Source organism: Pantoea sp. AS142 (genome assembly GCF_037152305.1).
Taxonomy (GTDB): domain Bacteria; phylum Pseudomonadota; class Gammaproteobacteria; order Enterobacterales; family Enterobacteriaceae; genus Pantoea.
Genome location: NZ_JBBCMO010000006.1, coordinates 1 through 15,749 on the forward strand (window position 1 = coordinate 1; position 15,749 = coordinate 15,749).

13 protein-coding genes and 2 tRNA genes are annotated in these 15,749 nt (G+C 54.9%); 10 read left to right on the top strand and 5 right to left on the bottom strand.

Annotation, left to right across the window (positions count from 1 at the left end):
* Positions 1 to 33: 33 nt before the first annotated feature.
* Positions 34 to 110: transfer RNA gene (locus WFO64_RS12345), tRNA-Asp, on the top strand.
* 7 nt (positions 111 to 117) lie between these two features.
* A tRNA-Trp gene (locus WFO64_RS12350) sits at positions 118 to 193 on the top strand.
* A gap of 116 nt (positions 194 to 309) precedes the next feature.
* On the opposite strand, the gene hdfR is transcribed toward WFO64_RS12350, so the two are convergent.
* A complete protein-coding gene (gene hdfR, locus WFO64_RS12355) occupies positions 310 to 1,143 on the bottom strand; it encodes an HTH-type transcriptional regulator HdfR (protein WP_337012078.1) in 834 nt (277 codons plus the stop codon).
* A gap of 120 nt (positions 1,144 to 1,263) precedes the next feature.
* Here hdfR and WFO64_RS12360 point away from each other — a divergent pair, with 120 nt between their 5' ends.
* The gene (locus WFO64_RS12360; protein WP_010253568.1) at positions 1,264 to 1,602 is read left to right on the top strand and encodes a DUF413 domain-containing protein; all 339 of its coding nucleotides are present in this window, start codon (positions 1,264 to 1,266) and stop codon (positions 1,600 to 1,602) included.
* Positions 1,603 to 1,627: 25 nt separating this feature from the next.
* On the opposite strand, the gene WFO64_RS12365 is transcribed toward WFO64_RS12360, so the two are convergent.
* Positions 1,628 to 3,148, bottom strand: coding sequence for a YifB family Mg chelatase-like AAA ATPase (locus WFO64_RS12365; protein ID WP_337012080.1), 1,521 nt, complete (start codon positions 3,146 to 3,148; stop codon positions 1,628 to 1,630).
* Positions 3,149 to 3,478: 330 nt separating this feature from the next.
* Here WFO64_RS12365 and ilvL point away from each other — a divergent pair, with 330 nt between their 5' ends.
* The 6 genes from ilvL (at position 3,479) to ilvA (ending at position 10,039) form a co-directional block, all read left to right on the top strand.
* Positions 3,479 to 3,577 (top strand): ilv operon leader peptide, encoded by a 99-nt coding sequence (gene ilvL, locus WFO64_RS12370; RefSeq protein WP_072101316.1) that lies wholly within the window; start codon positions 3,479 to 3,481, stop codon positions 3,575 to 3,577.
* A 150-nt stretch (positions 3,578 to 3,727) separates the two neighbouring features.
* Positions 3,728 to 5,374, top strand: coding sequence for an acetolactate synthase 2 catalytic subunit (gene ilvG / locus WFO64_RS12375; RefSeq protein WP_337012082.1), 1,647 nt, complete (start codon positions 3,728 to 3,730; stop codon positions 5,372 to 5,374).
* On the top strand, positions 5,371 to 5,628 hold the full coding sequence (gene ilvM, locus WFO64_RS12380) for an acetolactate synthase 2 small subunit (RefSeq protein ID WP_337012084.1): 258 nt from the start codon (positions 5,371 to 5,373) through the stop codon (positions 5,626 to 5,628). Before ilvG ends, ilvM begins: the two co-directional genes overlap by 4 nt.
* An 18-nt stretch (positions 5,629 to 5,646) precedes the next feature.
* On the top strand, positions 5,647 to 6,576 hold the full coding sequence (locus WFO64_RS12385; protein WP_337012086.1) for a branched-chain amino acid transaminase: 930 nt from the start codon (positions 5,647 to 5,649) through the stop codon (positions 6,574 to 6,576).
* 62 nt (positions 6,577 to 6,638) lie between these two features.
* Positions 6,639 to 8,489: a dihydroxy-acid dehydratase gene (gene ilvD, locus WFO64_RS12390; protein ID WP_337012088.1), complete on the top strand. Its 1,851-nt coding sequence runs from the start codon at positions 6,639 to 6,641 to the stop codon at positions 8,487 to 8,489.
* A 2-nt stretch (positions 8,490 to 8,491) separates the two neighbouring features.
* Positions 8,492 to 10,039 (top strand): threonine ammonia-lyase, biosynthetic, encoded by a 1,548-nt coding sequence (gene ilvA, locus WFO64_RS12395; RefSeq protein WP_337012090.1) that lies wholly within the window; start codon positions 8,492 to 8,494, stop codon positions 10,037 to 10,039.
* Here ilvA and ilvY read toward each other — a convergent pair whose 3' ends face one another.
* Positions 10,040 to 10,921: an HTH-type transcriptional activator IlvY gene (gene ilvY / locus WFO64_RS12400; RefSeq protein ID WP_337012092.1), complete on the bottom strand. Its 882-nt coding sequence runs from the start codon at positions 10,919 to 10,921 to the stop codon at positions 10,040 to 10,042.
* Positions 10,922 to 11,083: 162 nt separating this feature from the next.
* Between ilvY and ilvC the strand changes: the two genes are divergently transcribed.
* On the top strand, positions 11,084 to 12,559 hold the full coding sequence (gene ilvC, locus WFO64_RS12405) for a ketol-acid reductoisomerase (protein ID WP_337012094.1): 1,476 nt from the start codon (positions 11,084 to 11,086) through the stop codon (positions 12,557 to 12,559).
* A gap of 545 nt (positions 12,560 to 13,104) precedes the next feature.
* Here ilvC and WFO64_RS12410 read toward each other — a convergent pair.
* Both WFO64_RS12410 and yhjD read right to left on the bottom strand, forming a co-directional pair.
* Positions 13,105 to 14,436, bottom strand: a complete 1,332-nt coding sequence (locus tag WFO64_RS12410) for an MFS transporter (RefSeq protein ID WP_337012096.1) — start codon at positions 14,434 to 14,436, stop codon at positions 13,105 to 13,107.
* Between the two features lie 275 nt (positions 14,437 to 14,711).
* Complete coding sequence (gene yhjD / locus WFO64_RS12415; protein ID WP_337012098.1) at positions 14,712 to 15,728, bottom strand: inner membrane protein YhjD; 1,017 nt, start codon at positions 15,726 to 15,728, stop codon at positions 14,712 to 14,714.
* Between the last annotated feature and the right edge of the window lie 21 nt (positions 15,729 to 15,749).

Here is a 15,749-nt window from a genome sequence, read left to right on the forward strand (position 1 = left end):
TCAGCAAGTGGCTGATGCCGTGAAAGAACCGGTGGAGCGGTAGTTCAGTTGGTTAGAATACCTGCCTGTCACGCAGGGGGTCGCGGGTTCGAGCCCCGTCCGTTCCGCCACCCTATTAGGGGCGTAGTTCAATTGGTAGAGCACCGGTCTCCAAAACCGGGTGTTGGGGGTTCGAGTCCCTCCGCCCCTGCCAGAAAACGATCCTTTGCTTCGGCAAAGGATTTTTTTTGTCTTTAAAAAAGCAAAAAAGAAAACCAGCTAAATCTAACTGGCCTCTGATCTTCCCTGCTTACCTCTTTGCCTGCAAATTCAGCTATTTTGCCTGACCAGAATCGGGAATTTAAGCAACTGGCGAATATGTGCCTGCTGATCGCTGTTCTGCAACCAGACAGCATAGAGCGGACGAACGGCGACAGGCGTATCCGGGATCACCATTAACTCACTGTATACGCTCTGCCAGAAGTCCGGTAGAAATGCGCACGCTCCGGTCGTATGCAGCAGTTCACGGGTGACATGTGCCGACGTGGTGGTCAGTACCGGCACATCATCAGCTCCGGAGAGGTAGCTCTGATGCTGATGAAAATCTGCTCCCCATTCTAGCTTAATGTAATCGTAATTTTCCCGCTTCTCGCTCTGCCGGGCGCAGAAAAGGGCCAGTGAAATATGACCAATCTGCTGACTGGTTAACTCATCCATTTTAGGCGCTTCCGTAGTGATCAACAGATCCAGCTGGCGTTCATGGAGCTGCTTAACCAGCAGATGTCGCTGTGCTATCCGCGCTTCTAAATGTAGACTCTCCCGATTCTCATATAGCGTCTGTAGCCATGGCGTCAGATAAGCCTCCCATAGCGATGCACTGGCACCGATTGAAAGCTCATGGTGCTGCTGAGTGTGAGAGACCTCCTTCTTCGCCATCATCCAGGTGCTCATCAGGCTTTCAGCATAGGGAAGCAGCCGCTCTCCGGCGGCCGTAAGGCGTATGTTATTACGATGTCGGGTAAAAAGATTAACGCCAAGCTGATTCTCTAACTGACGGATGCGAAAACTGACAGCAGATTGCGTGAGGTAAAGTGCTTCTGCAGCACGGCCGAAATGGCGTGTTCTGCTCACTTCCAGGAAAGTTTTCAGTAATTCCGTATCCACAGCGTTCTCCCAAAAAATGTTTGTCGTATAGATTTAAATCTTTTGTTTTACACTCTGTCAAGCCTATCTAATACTCCGCGCCATTAACAGCACGGCATTAGAAAATCAGGAGCGTGTAACATGGCGGAAAGCTTCTCAACAGAGAATCGTTTCTTTGATAACAAACATTACCCGCGTGGTTTCTCACGCCACGGTGACTTTACTATTAAAGAAGCTCAGCTTCTTGAACGCCACGGTTTCGCCTTTAATGAGCTGGATTTATCAAAGCGTGAGCCTGCAACAGAAGAAGAACGTTTGTTTATTGAAGTGTGTCGTGGTGTGCGTGAGCCGCAAACAGAAGCTGAACGTGTATGGTCTAAATATATGACCCGCATTAAGCGTCCTAAACGTTTTCATACGCTGTCTGGCGGTAAACCGCAGATGGACACCGTTGAAGACTTTACCGACAGCGACGATTAACAGAGAAGGGGCGAAAGCCCCTTTTTTATTGCAGGCTGTTATGCAGATGAATCATTAATCGATCAATAGTGCGATAGCTGACTGCTTCCTGCAGATGGTGCCGTGTGATGTCTCCATCCCCAGCCAGATCGGCCACGGTACGTGCCACTTTTAAAATCCGCTGCCAGGCTCGGACAGATAGCCCCAGCTTCTCCAGCACTGATTCCAGCCACTCCGCATCCTTTTTAGCAGGCTGGCACCAGCGCATAATCTCTGCGTTGTTTAAATGCGCATTAATTTTGCCTGCGCGAGCCAGCTGAAGCTCACGCGCGGCGACCACCCGATGACGAACCTGCTCAGAAGCTTCTGCTGTGGGACGTTGACCGCTGAGCATGCCACTGGGCAATAGCGGTACCTCTAGCGAAAGATCAAAACGATCAAGAAAAGGGCCCGATAGCTTACTGAGATAACGCAGCACCTGTTGGGGCGAGCAGCGGTTATGCTGTCCCTGATAATGCCCGGTTGGACTTGGATTCATCGCAGCAATCAGCTGAAATCGTGCCGGATAGGTGACTTTTGCCCGGGCACGTGAAATGGCGATGACGCCCGACTCTAATGGCTCACGCAAAGAGTCCAGCACCTTGCGATCAAATTCCGGTAGTTCATCCAGAAAAAGCACGCCGTTATGTGCCAGGGAGATCTCTCCGGGCCGTGGCAGTGAGCCGCCACCAATCAAAGCATAGAGAGAGGCGCTGTGGTGAGGCGACCTGAAAGGCCGGGTGCGCCACTGTCGGTGCAGGGTACTGCTGTTCACCAGGCTAGCGATTGCTGCACACTCCAGTGCTTCCTGATCGCTTAAAGCAGGCATGATGCCGGGAAGTCGGGTTGCGAGCATGGTTTTACCGGTGCCAGGGGGCCCAATCAGCAGCAGGTTATGCCCGCCAGCCGCAGTGATCTCCAGTGCTCTGCGTCCCTGTTCCTGACCAATGATATCAGCGAGATCGTCAGCAGACACCTCACTCAGATGCTCAGGGTACTGGGACATCGGTAATGTGAGTTCATTGCGCAGAAAAGCGCACACTTCGCTGAGGTGAGAGGCAACCAGCGACGATCCCTGACGGATAAGTCCGGCATCACACTGATTATCAGTAGAGAGAACCAGCTGCCGTCCAGCCTGAATGGCCACCATAGCTGCTGGAATCGCGCCCTGTACACTGCATAGGGCTCCGTCGAGTGCCAGTTCACCCAGAAACTCATAGTGCATCAGCTTGTCGGCCGGAAGCTGCTCAGAGGCGACCAGGATGGCGATCGCCATGGGTAAGTCATACCGGCCGCCCTCTTTGGGTAAATCCGCCGGTGCCAGATTAATGGTAACGCGCTTTGCCGGGAAGGTAAAACCGCTGTTGATAATGGCGCTGCGTACCCGCTCACGCGCCTCTTTCACCGTAGTTTCAGGCAGACCGACTAGCGTTAATGCAGGCAGCCCGTTACTGATGTGTGCCTCGATGGTCACCAGCGGGGCTTCCACTCCCAATGCTGCCCGAGTCAGTACTTTTGACAATGACATACTCGCTCCTTGTTGCCGTCAGTCTGGTGACAGTGTTAACGGAAAGCGAGAGCATGATCGGCAACGTTCGGGTTAATGCACAACTCATCAGAAGGTTTTTCACGGCGCCTTAAAATGTTGCGAGACTGTACGCAAATTCACCAAGATATTATTACGTCACTAAAGTGATGAATAATTATCATCATGTAATTATTTCTTTTATTACAGATTGATAAGCCGTGATTAAGCGCCTCGCACTAAAAAAAACCTGCAAAAAAAGTTGTGTCATGCCCCCTGACTATGATAACTCTGTAGGCATTACTTCGAACACTACAAAGAATTGAATAACACATGAAAGCCCTTCTACAAGTGATTAGCCTGGTCGTGATTAGCGTGGTGGTGGTTATTAACCTACCGTGCGGGGCAACGCTTGGAGAAAGAAAGGCTTAAAAATCAAGCCTCGAATCCGAAAAAACCCCCGCACCGAAAGGTCCGGGGGTTTTTTTTCGACCCGAGGAAATATCAGTAAATCCACAAGGAACAAACAATGAACAGTAGCATAAAATTCTGTTGTTCCGGTCAGGACACAGGAGAATAGCGATGACAGGTGCACAGTGGGTAGTTCAGGCTTTACGCGCACAGGGTGTTGATACCGTTTTTGGTTACCCTGGTGGCGCAATCATGCCGGTATACGATGCGCTATACGATGGCGGCGTGGAACACCTGTTGTGTCGTCACGAGCAGGGCGCTGTAATGGCAGCGATTGGTTATGCACGTTCAACCGGCAAAACCGGCGTCTGTATTGCCACCTCCGGTCCTGGCGCGACAAACCTGATCACTGGCCTGGCTGATGCCATGATGGATTCGGTTCCGGTCGTTGCGGTTACCGGTCAGGTCTCCTCTGCCTTCATCGGCACCGATGCATTTCAGGAGATCGACGTACTGGGACTCTCACTAGCCTGCACCAAACACAGCTTCCTGGTGGCGTCGCTGGATGAGCTGCCCGCCATCATGGCAGAAGCCTTTGCGCTGGCGCGGTCGGGCCGCCCCGGTCCGGTACTGGTTGATATCCCGAAAGATATTCAGGTTGCACAGGGTGAACCCGCACCGCATCTGGTCACGGTGGAAGAGAGAAACGCGCTACCGCATCAGGCCATTCACGAAGCACGCGCCCTGATGGTGCAGGCCAGGAAGCCAATGCTCTACGTCGGCGGCGGTGTCGGTCTGGCACAGGCTGTTCCGGCACTGCGGGCACTGGCAAAAGAGACCGGCATCCCGGCTGTGGCTACCCTGAAGGGGCTGGGCAGTGTGGACCCCCACAATGACGTCTATCTTGGTATGCTGGGGATGCACGGTACCAAAGCCGCCAACTTTGCCGTACAGGCGTGTGACCTGCTAATTGCAGTCGGCGCCCGTTTTGACGACCGTGTGACCGGCAAATTGGACACCTTTGCACCGCACGCCAGCGTGATTCATCTCGACATCGATCCCGCCGAGTTAAACAAATTACGTCGCGCGCACGTCTCTTTACAGGGTGATCTCAACGAACTACTGCCTGCCCTGAGCCAGCCTTTGCCTATCGACGCCTGGCGTGAAGAGGTGAAAGCGCTTAAAGCCAGTCACCCATGGCGCTACGACCATCCGGGCGACGCAATCTATGCACCGCTGCTGCTTAAGCAGCTTTCCGATCGCAAACCGGCCAAGGCCGTGATAACTACCGACGTCGGTCAGCACCAGATGTGGACAGCACAACACATGGCATTCAACGCGCCGGAGAACTTCATCACCTCCAGCGGTTTAGGCACCATGGGCTTTGGTTTACCTGCCGCTATCGGTGCACAGGTTGCGCGCCCGGAAGACACGGTTATTTGTGTCTCTGGCGATGGCTCCATCATGATGAATATCCAGGAGCTGGGCACTATCAAGCGCGGCAAGCTGCCGGTCAAAATCGTGCTGCTGGATAACCAGCGTCTGGGCATGGTGCGCCAGTGGCAACAGCTCTTTTTCGACGGTCGCTTCAGTGAAACCAATCTGTCTGACAACCCCGACTTCCTCACGCTGGCCAGCGCTTTCAATATTCCCGGCCAGCGCATTACCCGTAAAGATCAGGTCGACGCCGCCCTTGATGCTCTGCTGAACAGCGAAGGTCCTTACTTCCTGCATGTTGCAATTGATGAGCATGAAAACGTCTGGCCACTGGTACCGCCGGGTGCCAGTAATGCAAACATGATGGAGAAAACCGTATGAACCAGCATCAATTGTCTATCGAAGCCCGTTTCCGCCCTGAAATATTGGAGCGCATTTTACGCGTCGTGCGTCACCGCGGTTTTCAGGTCTGTTCTATGAACATGGCCTCAGTCGCCGACGCCGAAAACATTAATATTGAATTGACCGTTGCCAGTCAGCGCCCCGTCGATTTACTGTCTTCGCAGTTAAGCAAATTGATCGACGTCGCATGCGTTCAGATTCAACAACAGACAACACAACAAATCCGCGCTTAGCCGCGAGAGGAAATAACAATGAGCACGAAGAAAGCAGACTTTATTTGGTTCAATGGCGAGATGGTTAAGTGGGAAGAGGCGAAGGTCAGCGTCATGTCCCACGCATTGCACTATGGTACGTCGGTGTTTGAAGGCGTGCGCTGCTACGACTCTCACAAAGGACCGGTTGTGTTCCGCCATCGCGAACACATGCAACGTCTGCACGACTCCGCCAAAATTTACCGCTTCCCGATTAAAAGCAGCGTTGATGAGCTGATGGAAGCGTGCCGCGAAGTCATCCGCGTGAACAAACTGAAAAGTGCTTATATCCGTCCGCTGGCCTTTGTCGGCGATGTGGGTCTGGGCGTAAATCCGCCAGACGGCTTCACCACCGACGTAATCATCGCTGCATTCCCGTGGGGCGCTTATTTGGGCGCTGAAGCCCTGGAGAATGGCATCGATGCCATGGTCTCCTCATGGAACCGCGTAGCACCGAATACCCTGCCAACAGCCGCTAAAGCGGGCGGTAACTACCTCTCCTCACTGCTGGTGGGCAGCGAAGCCCGTCGTCATGGCTATCAGGAAGGCATCGCGCTGGATACCAATGGCCTGATCTCAGAAGGTGCAGGCGAAAACCTGTTTGAAGTCAAAGATGGCGTGCTCTTTACCCCGCCATTTACCTCTTCAGCGCTGCCGGGCATCACCCGCGATGCCATCATCACGCTGGCGCGTGATATGGGCATTGACGTGCGTGAGCAGACCCTGTCGCGTGAATCGCTTTACCTGGCAGACGAAGTCTTTATGTCTGGCACCGCCGCAGAAATTACACCGGTGCGCAGCGTTGATCGCATTCAGGTTGGCGAAGGCAAACGTGGCCTGGTGACCAAACGCATCCAGGAGGCCTTCTTTGGCTTGTTCACCGGCGAAACCGAAGACAAATGGGGCTGGTTAGATCCGGTTAACCCATAATCAGATACAGCGCGGGCGTCATCTGACGTCCGCGAGCTTATTCTTACTGGAGTAAATAGAGCATGCCTAAGTACCGTTCCGCCACTACCACCCACGGCCGTAATATGGCGGGTGCCCGTGCCTTATGGCGCGCGACAGGAATGACCGACGACGATTTCGGCAAGCCGATTATCGCTGTGGTTAACTCATTCACCCAATTTGTACCGGGCCACGTTCACCTCCGCGACCTGGGTAAACTCGTTGCCGAGCAGATTGAAGCGGCAGGCGGTGTGGCTAAAGAGTTCAACACCATCGCGGTGGATGACGGTATTGCCATGGGGCATGGCGGCATGCTGTATTCACTGCCTTCGCGCGAGCTGATTGCTGACTCGGTCGAATACATGGTCAACGCGCACTGTGCCGACGCCATGGTCTGTATTTCTAACTGCGACAAAATCACTCCTGGTATGCTGATGGCGTCATTGCGCCTCAATATCCCGGTGATCTTCGTTTCAGGCGGCCCGATGGAAGCGGGTAAAACCAAGCTTTCTGATCAGATCATCAAGCTGGACCTGGTGGATGCGATGATTCAGGGTGCCAACCCGAACGTCAGCGATGCCGACAGTGAGCAGATCGAACGCTCTGCCTGTCCGACCTGCGGCTCCTGTTCCGGTATGTTCACCGCTAACTCGATGAACTGCCTGACCGAAGCACTCGGCCTGTCGCAGCCAGGCAACGGTTCACTGCTGGCCACGCACGCCGATCGCAAAGAGCTGTTCATCAATGCCGGTAAGCGCATCGTCAGTCTGACCAAGCGCTACTACGAGCAGGATGACGTCAACATGCTGCCGCGTAACATCGCGAACAAGGCCGCTTTCGAGAACGCCATGATGCTGGATATCGCCATGGGCGGCTCCACCAACACTGTGCTGCACCTGCTGGCGGCGGCACAGGAAGGCGACATCGACTTCAACATCTCCGACATCGATCGCCTGTCACGTAAAGTGCCTCAGCTTTGTAAAGTCGCGCCAAGTACCCCGAAATACCACATGGAAGACGTGCATCGCGCCGGTGGCGTTTTCGCGATTCTGGGCGAGCTGGATCGCGCAGGTCTGTTCGACAGCAGCGCGCGCAACATCCTGCAGCAGACGATGCGTGAAACGCTGGATCAGTACGACATCATGCTGACCAAAGATCAGGCAGTAAAAGATATGTTCCGCGCGGGCCCGGCGGGCATCCGTACTACCCAGGCATTCTCGCAGAACTGCCGCTGGGAAACGCTGGATGATGACCGTGCCGAGGGCTGTATTCGCACACGCGAAAACGCTTACTCACAGGATGGCGGTCTGGCCGTGCTCTACGGCAACATCGCGGAAGATGGCTGTATCGTAAAAACTGCGGGCGTAGACAAAGAGATCCTGACCTTCACCGGCCCGGCCAAAGTCTATGAAAGCCAGGATGACGCTGTTGAAGCAATTCTGGGCGGTAAAGTGGTTGCGGGAGACGTGGTGGTGATCCGCTACGAAGGACCAAAAGGCGGGCCAGGCATGCAGGAGATGCTCTATCCGACCACTTATCTGAAATCGATGGGGCTGGGCAAAAGCTGCGCACTGATCACCGACGGTCGTTTCTCGGGCGGCACATCGGGCCTCTCTATCGGTCACGCCTCGCCTGAAGCAGCCAACGGCGGCACCATTGCGCTGGTCAAAGATGGCGACACCATCGAAATCGATATCCCTAACCGCGGTATCAAACTCGCCGTGCCGGATAACGAACTGCACGCCCGTCGTGAAGAGCAGCAGGCACGTGGCGATGCGGCGTATACGCCGGTCAATCGTCAGCGTGAAGTCTCCTTTGCGCTGCGTGCCTACGCATTACTCGCGACCAGTGCTGACAAAGGTGCCGTCCGCGATAAGAGCAAGCTGGGAGGCTAACAATGGCCGAGTCTCAACCGCTACCCGAGGCGCCTTGTGGCGCCGAGTATTTGCGCGCAGTGTTGCGTTCACCGGTGTATGAAGTGGCACAGGTGACGCCGCTGCAGGTTATGGAAAAAATCTCATCGCGTCTCGGCAACACCATTCTGGTGAAGCGGGAAGATCGTCAGCCGGTGCACAGTTTCAAGCTGCGCGGTGCCTACGCGATGATTGCCGGTCTGAACGAAGAGCAGAAAGCGCGCGGCGTGGTGACGGCGTCAGCCGGTAACCATGCGCAGGGCGTGGCGCTCTCCGCCACTAAGCTGGGCATCAAATCACTGATTGTGATGCCGCTGGCGACGGCAGACATCAAGGTTGATGCGGTGCGCGCATTTGGCGGTGAGGCTTTCCTGTTTGGGGCCAACTTTGATGAGGCAAAAGCCAAAGCGATAGAACTCGCTGAACAGCGTGGCTACACCTTTGTGCCGCCATTTGACCATCCGGCCGTAATTGCCGGACAGGGCACGCTGGCGATGGAGTTGCTGCAGCAGGATGCGCATCTCGACCGGGTCTTTGTCCCGGTTGGCGGTGGCGGGCTGGCAGCCGGCGTCGCGGTGCTGATCAAGCAGCTGATGCCACAAATCAAAGTGATTGCGGTAGAGTCAGAAGATTCAGCCTGCCTGAAAGCGGCGCTGGAAGCGGGTCATCCGGTCGATTTGCTGCGTGTGGGCCTGTTTGCCGAAGGGGTGGCGGTAAAACGGATTGGCAGCGAAACCTTCCGGCTCTGTCAGGCTTACATTGATGACATCATCACCGTCGACAGCGATGCCATTTGTGCCGCGATGAAAGATCTGTTTGAAGATGTTCGCGCCGTGGCGGAGCCGTCTGGCGCGCTGGCGCTGGCGGGTATGAAAAAGTATATCCAGCAGCACGAGATCAAAGGCGAGCGGCTGGCGCATGTGTTATCCGGGGCCAACGTCAATTTCCACGGCCTGCGCTACGTCTCTGAGCGCTGTGAGCTGGGCGAACAGCGTGAAGCGCTGCTGGCCGTGACAATCCCGGAACAGCAGGGCAGCTTCTTGCGCTTCTGCCAGACGCTGGGCGGACGTTCTATCACTGAGTTCAACTACCGCTACGCCGATGCGGACAAAGCCTGCATCTTTGTTGGCGTGCGTCTGACCCGCGGCGTGGAAGAGCGCAGCGAAATCATCAGCGAGCTCACCAGCGGCGGTTATCAGGTGGTCGATCTTTCAGATGATGAGATGGCGAAACTGCACGTGCGCTATATGGTAGGCGGACGTCCCTCCAAGCCGCTGCGTGAACGACTTTTCAGCTTTGAATTCCCGGAGGCACCTGGTGCGTTGCTGAAGTTTCTGCAAACGCTGGGCACCCACTGGAATATCTCGCTGTTTCATTATCGCAGTCACGGCACCGATTATGGTCGTGTACTGGCAGCTTTTGAACTCGGCAGCGATGAGCCGCGCTTCGAAGAGCATCTCACCGATCTGGGTTATGACTTTCATGACGAAAGTCATAACCCGGCGTTTCGCTTCTTCCTGTCAGGCAACTGATTAAAGCTGGCTCCAGAAGGCACTGATCAGCGGCTCCCCGAGCCGCTTTTTTTGCACGCAGATGCCCAGTTCGAACGGCGCGACGGATTCAACATTTTCCAGCATCAGCACGCGGTTACGCACCGGTTCCGGGCTGTTTTCCAGCACCACATCCGGTAACAACGCAATTCCGCATCCCAGCGCCACCATCGAGACAATCGCCTCGTGGCCCGACACCGTGGCGTAAATCACCGGATTCGGGATGCGCTGGCGGCGGAACCAGAGATCGATACGCCGCCGTGCCGGTCCCTGCACCGGCAGGATAAACGGAATCTTTGACCAGTCGGGCTGCGGCTGTGTAGCCTGGGTGCGAACGGCACAGGGCAGTGCGGGCGCGATCAGTACCAGCGGGATCAGCCCCAGTGGCATAAAATCAATGCTGGCGGGCAGGGTTTCAGGACGTCCGGCAATCGCCAGATCGGCATCGCCAGAGTGCACTTTTTCCACCGCATCCGCTGCATCGCCGGTATCCAGTTTGATTTCCACCTGCGGATGTTCAGCGCGAAAGCGGTCGAGGATGGGTGGCAGATGGCTATAGGCCGCCGTTACCGAACAGAACAGGCGTAACTCGCCGCTGAGCGACGGACCATTAAGATCCATCACATGGCGCAGTTGCTGATACTGCAACAGCGTCTGCTGGGCAAACTGACGCAGGCGCTCGCCCGCTTCCGTCAGCGTCACGGTGCGGTTATCACGCAGAAACAGCGCATGGCCGACATCGTCTTCAAGCCGCTGGATCTGGCGTGACAGCGTGGAAGGGCTGACGTGCATCGCACGCGCGCTGCGCCCGAAGTGGCAGCTTTCAGCCAGATGAAGAAACAGTTTCAGATCCCGTAAATCCATGTGCGCGTCGCCTCTGGGTGGTGTTGCATTTATTGCAATGTGACGTTGTTAATATATCAATTTAAGCAACAGAATTCCTGTCATATGATGGGGTCATTCGCGGCGCTGCATGATACGCCGTTCCTGAACAAAAAAAGCAAACACAACCTTACCGGAGTACCCATGGCTAACTATTTCAACACATTGAACCTGCGCAACCAGCTGGCACAATTAGGCAAATGTCGTTTCATGGCGCGTGATGAATTCGCGGACGGTGCCAGCTTCCTGAAGGGCAAAAAAGTCGTTATCGTTGGCTGTGGCGCGCAGGGCCTGAATCAGGGTCTGAACATGCGTGATTCCGGTCTGGATGTCGCCTATGCACTGCGTGCCGAAGCGATTGCGGAGAAACGCCCTTCATGGCGCAAAGCGACCGATAACGGTTTCAAAGTGGGTACCTACGAAGATCTGATCCCGCAGGCGGACCTGGTCGTTAACCTGACGCCAGACAAGCAGCACTCTGCAGTGGTTCAGGCTGTTCAGCCGCTGATGAAAGATGGCGCTGCGCTGGGTTACTCGCACGGTTTCAACATCGTTGAAGTGGGCGAAAGCATCCGTAAAGACATCACCGTGGTGATGGTGGCACCGAAGTGCCCAGGTACGGAAGTGCGGGAAGAGTACAAACGTGGCTTTGGTGTCCCAACGCTGATCGCGGTTCACCCTGAAAACGATCCAAAAGGCGAAGGTATGGCGATTGCTAAAGCCTGGGCAGCAGCGACCGGCGGCGATCGTGCTGGCGTGCTGGAGTCCTCCTTCGTTGCAGAAGTGAAATCTGACCTGATGGGTGAGCAGACTATTCTGTGCGGCATGCTGCAGGCCGGTTCACTGCTCTGCTTCGATAAGCTGGTGGCTGAAGGTACCGAACCCGCTTACGCAGAAAAACTGATCCAGTTCGGCTGGGAGACCATCACCGAGTCACTGAAGTTTGGGGGTATCACCCTGATGATGGATCGCCTCTCTAACCCGGCAAAACTGCGCGCCTATGCGCTGTCAGAGCAGCTGAAAACCATCATGGCACCGCTGTTCCAGAAACATATGGATGACATCATTTCCGGCGAATTCTCTTCCGGCATGATGGCTGACTGGGCCAACGATGATAAAAACCTGCTGACCTGGCGTGAAGAGACCGGCCGGACCGCTTTCGAAACCGCCTCACAGTACGAAGGCAAAATCGAAGAGCAGGAGTACTACGACAAAGGTGTAGTGATGGTTGCGATGGTTAAAGCGGGCGTTGAGCTGGCGTTTGAAACGATGGTCGACGCCGGCATCATTGAAGAGTCTGCTTACTACGAATCACTGCATGAGCTGCCGCTGATCGCGAACACCATTGCCCGTAAGCGCCTGTATGAAATGAACGTGGTCATCTCTGATACCGCCGAATATGGTAACTACCTGTTCTCCTTCGCCGCGGTGCCGCTGCTGAAAGAGTTCATGACCACACTGCAACCGGGCGATCTGGGCAAAGCGGTTGAAGGCACGCAGGTTGACAATGCGCAGCTGCGTGATGTTAACGAAGCCGTTCGCCAGCATCCGATTGAAACTGTTGGCCGCAAACTGCGTGGCTACATGACCGATATGAAGCGTATCGCTGTCGCGGGCTAATAGTTTTCTTCACAGTTTTCAGCAAAATAAACCCCGGCTTGCCGGGGTTTATTGTTTGGGAACAATGCCTGAGAAGTTCGCTGGTGGAACGGTGCCTGCCTGCACTGCCTGCCTCGCTGTGAGAACGAGCCTGCACAGGCAACACGGTCAGATCGGAAAGGCGCTTAAGCCAATCCCTGGCCGCTCGTCCCGCGCCGTCCCTGGCGCGGGACGCTTTCCTCTTCTGCCCGTGTTGCCAGTGCCCTCTGACTTCTTAATTGCTGTAAGAATTACCCTGCCTCAGTTTTTATACATTTAAATGCGATTCAGTTTTTTAGACCAGACAACATTCTACTTAAAGCGATGGGAGCATACGCCTGTAGCAAAGCATAGCGGGCCAGGGATGGCGGGTTTTGCGTCTTTGCGAAGGGCGTATGCTCCCTGAGCCTGGCACCTGAACATAAGGCGATGCTTTGTTTAGCCCTTCAGAGCGGTTGTACTCTGTAAGCCTGCGCCATAAAAAAACCCGGCGGCTGCCGGGTTTCACTGACTTTCATCCAACAGGATTAAACATCATATAATGTCTGGTGACGCGTCTCTTTACAGGCCAGCAACGCAATCAGCGTCAGCACTGCCATCGACGCCAGATACAGCCCCACTGCCTGCAGACCATAATTGGCATTCAGCCAGGTCGCGATATAAGGCGCAACAGAGGCACCCAGAATCGAAGAGAGGTTATAGGAAAACGATGCGCCGGTATAACGCACTTCCGTCGGGAACAGCTCTGGCAGCAGCGCGCCCATCGGGCCAAACGTCAGCCCCATAATACTCAGGCCCAGCAGCAGAAACGCCATCACCAGCGCCTGTGAACCGGAACCGAGCATCGCCGGGAACAGGAACGAAAACCCGATAATCATCAATGTAATGGTAATCATTGTCTTGCGGCGACCAAAACGGTCGGCCAGCAAACCGGCAATCGGCACCATCACCCCAAAGCCAATCACCGCCAGCATCAGCATCCACAGCATACTGTTACGCGGAATGCCCAGACCCGCTGGTGCTGGCGTGGTGCCATAGCTCATCGAATAGACGGTCATGATATAGAACAGCGTATAGGTCGCCAGCATGATAAAGGTGCCGAGAATGGTGGCAGTCAGATGCTTGCCCAGCAGCGCCGCAATCGGCACGCGAACCTGCTTCTTCTCTTTCTGCACTTTGGCAAACACCGGACTCTCATGCAGCGACACGCGCACATACAGGCCAATCAGCACCAGTACAGCGGAGAGAATAAACGGCACGCGCCAGCCCCACTGCATAAACTGCTCGTCGGTCAGCAGCCAGGAGAGCAACAGAAAAGTGCCGTTAGCAAAGAAAAAGCCAATTGGCGCGCCCAGCTGAGGGAAGGAGCCGTAGAGCGCACGCTTCTTCGCCGGGGCATTTTCAGTTGCCAGCAGCGCCGCGCCGCCCCATTCACCGCCCAGTCCCAGTCCCTGACCAAAACGCGCCAGCGCCAGCAATAGCGGGGCCATCACGCCAATCGTTTCATAGCCGGGCAGCAGGCCGATCACCACGGTGGAGATACCCATGGTCAGCAACGAGGCAACCAGCGTGGCTTTACGCCCCACGCGATCACCGAAGTGACCGAATACGGCAGAGCCAATCGGACGCGCAATAAAGGCGATAGCGAAAGTGGCCAGCGACTGGAGTGTGGCAACGGTCGCATCACCCTGCGGGAAGAAAATGTGCGGGAAAACAATGACCGCGGCAGTGGCATAAATATAAAAGTCGAAGAACTCGATGGCCGTACCGACCAGTGAAGCAATCACCACTTTACTGCGTGAGTTAACCGGTGTGGGATCCTGCTGTTTGTCGAGTGTGTCTGTGAGGGAGGCTTGCATGACTGTTTCTTATTTGTAAATACAGACAAAGAATCTTACGCATCTGCCAGAGCGCATTCAATGATGAAAACCCGCGCCGCGTCTGGCTTTGGCGGGTAAAAAGAGGATAATTTCTGTGGTGCGATGAATGCCGGGTGATACCGGGGTAAACCGGACGATATCTGGCGGGATACTCTAAGAAAGGGCTAAATAAAAGTGACCCCTCAGCTATTCATCCTGTTATCTGATTAAAAAATAGCCGAGGGGAGACATTTTCCGCTGTTGTTAACGGATTACTATGATTTGTGTCGTGATGCGCTGCCCGCTTCACGCATCTGCGGATCGTCTTTATATTTGGCCGTGGCGATCCATGCCGCACAGAACAGCGTCAGACGGGCGAAGAAGTAGAAAAACGCCATCAGGCCGAGCACGGAACCAAATGCCGCACCTGAAGGTGAGGTCGCCAGCTTGGGCAGCGTCAGCGTCATTACAAACTTGATCACCTCAAAGCCAATTGCTGCCAACAGGGTACCGCGGAACAGCGCTTTCTTACGCGGTTTATGACGCGGCAGGATCCAGAAAATCCACAGGAAAAGTAGATAGTTAGCCATAACGGAAATCGAGGTGGCGATAATGGTCATGGCTGGACGTAACCACTCGATGCCATCCAGCCCCAGCGCACTCACGATAGTGGCCTGCGCAGAACCGGCCACCGACGTCAGCGAAAGCGTAATCACCAGCGCCAGCATCAAACCAGCCAGCGACAGCAGATCGCGGATATAGCGTTTCCAGATCTTTTCCTTGTCATCCGGTTTCCGTTCCCACACGTCGCGCGACTGGGCGCGAATCGCTTCACGCAGGTTACCCATCCAGTTAAGACCGGAGTAAAGCGCCAGCAGTAAACCCGTGATACCTACAGTGGCACGCTGCTGAATGGCGGTATTCACCGTATTCTTCAGCGTGGTCGCCAGGGTCGGGTCACTGATGCTGCTGACGATTTTGTTGATGATATCGGTCAACAGATCCTGATTCGATGCCAGCACAAAACCCACGGCGGCAAACGACACCATCAGAATGGGGATCAGCGATAAAAAAGAGAAATAGGTAATGGCCGCGCCAAACTGGCTGCCGAGCCGATCGTTAAAGCGGTCAAGGGCGCGAATAAAATGCGCCACCGCCGGAATAGCCTGAAACCAGGCGGCAAAACGTGACACGCGTACAATCGATTGATCAACGGTTTCGTTGCCAGTTTTAATATCGATAAGCGGCTTTTGCGGCTGCCTATCCTGCGGGTTTTCCTGCTTGTCTGTCATAGACCTTCACTGTCCTGTTTA

Excerpts from the sequence above, each read along its gene's own strand:
- yhjD (WP_337012098.1), bottom strand. The coding sequence starts at position 15,728 with ATGACAGACAAGCAGGAAAACCCGCAGGATAGGCAGCCGCAAAAGCCG.
- WFO64_RS12385 (WP_337012086.1), top strand. The coding sequence starts at position 5,647 with ATGAGCACGAAGAAAGCAGACTTTATTTGGTTCAATGGCGAGATGGTT.
- ilvM (WP_337012084.1), top strand. The coding sequence starts at position 5,371 with ATGAACCAGCATCAATTGTCTATCGAAGCCCGTTTCCGCCCTGAAATA.
- WFO64_RS12410 (WP_337012096.1), bottom strand. The coding sequence starts at position 14,436 with ATGCAAGCCTCCCTCACAGACACACTCGACAAACAGCAGGATCCCACA.
- WFO64_RS12365 (WP_337012080.1), bottom strand. The coding sequence starts at position 3,148 with ATGTCATTGTCAAAAGTACTGACTCGGGCAGCATTGGGAGTGGAAGCC.
- ilvY (WP_337012092.1), bottom strand. The coding sequence starts at position 10,921 with ATGGATTTACGGGATCTGAAACTGTTTCTTCATCTGGCTGAAAGCTGC.
- ilvG (WP_337012082.1), top strand. The coding sequence starts at position 3,728 with ATGACAGGTGCACAGTGGGTAGTTCAGGCTTTACGCGCACAGGGTGTT.
- ilvA (WP_337012090.1), top strand. The coding sequence starts at position 8,492 with ATGGCCGAGTCTCAACCGCTACCCGAGGCGCCTTGTGGCGCCGAGTAT.
- ilvL (WP_072101316.1), top strand. The coding sequence starts at position 3,479 with ATGAAAGCCCTTCTACAAGTGATTAGCCTGGTCGTGATTAGCGTGGTG.
- WFO64_RS12360 (WP_010253568.1), top strand. The coding sequence starts at position 1,264 with ATGGCGGAAAGCTTCTCAACAGAGAATCGTTTCTTTGATAACAAACAT.
- ilvD (WP_337012088.1), top strand. The coding sequence starts at position 6,639 with ATGCCTAAGTACCGTTCCGCCACTACCACCCACGGCCGTAATATGGCG.
- ilvC (WP_337012094.1), top strand. The coding sequence starts at position 11,084 with ATGGCTAACTATTTCAACACATTGAACCTGCGCAACCAGCTGGCACAA.